Here is a 1,032-nt window from a genome sequence, read left to right as displayed (position 1 = left end):
GGCATCGAGCCCCTGGACGAAGTGGCCGGCCTGGGCGCGGAACTGGCCGGGCGACTGTCGCGGCTGCTCGATACCCTGGAACACCACTGGCAACAGTCCCGTCAAGACGCCAGCGCCCGGGAGTGGCAACAACGCTTTACCCAACTGCTGGACGACCTGTTCGCCCCCGTGGACGAAACCGACCAGGCCCTGGATGCGGGCCTGCGCGACGCCCTCAACGATTGGCTGGCCGCCTGCGCCGAAGCCGATTTCGACAGCTCCCTGCCACTCACCGTGGCCCGCCGCCCCCTGCTCGATGCCCTGAATGCAGAAAGCCTGTCGCAACGATTCATGGCCGGGCGCATCAACGTCTGCACCCTGATGCCCATGCGCGCCATTCCCTTCCGCCATGTCTGCCTGCTCGGCATGAAGGACGGCGAATACCCCCGTCAGCAGCAGCCCATGGATTTCGATCTGATGCGGCAATGGGGCAACTACCGACCCGGCGACCGATCCCGCCGGGATGACGACCGCTACCTGTTTCTGGAAGCCCTGCTCAGCGCCCGCGACAGCCTCTACATCAGCTGGACCGGCCGCAACGTGCGCGACAACAGCGAACGGCCGCCCTCGGTGCTGGTGGCGCAACTGCGCGACCACATCAACCAGCGCTGGCACACCGACCAGGGCGAACCGGTGGATGCGCTCACCGTGGCCCACCCGCTGCAACCGTTCAGCGCCCGCTATTTCTTTAACAGCGACCAGGATGCCGCCAACGATTCGCTACATACTTACGCCAACGAATGGCGCGCCCTCCACGATGGCCAGGCACCCACTGTCAGCAACGACCAACCGCTGCCGCCACTGGACACCGACGAGCCGATTACCTGCGCCGCCCTGGGCCGTTTTCTCAAACAACCGGTGGCGCACTTTTTCGAGCAACGGCTGAAGGCCCACCTGAAACAGCAACGCCAGGTACTGGACGACAGCGAACCCTTTTCCTTCGATGGCCTGCAACGTTTCCAGCTTCAGGACCAGTTGCTCAGCGACGCCCTG

Annotated in this window: 1 pseudogene; it reads left to right on the top strand. The window is 64.8% G+C overall.

The window, feature by feature from the left end:
* Positions 1-1,032 (top strand): annotated as a pseudogene (locus A3754_RS19885) (exodeoxyribonuclease V subunit gamma); the annotation flags it as partial.

It is taken from the genome of Alcanivorax sp. HI0083 (genome assembly GCF_001635175.1).
Note: the sequence above shows the minus strand (reverse complement) of the source record. Positions and strands in the feature narration are given on the sequence as shown.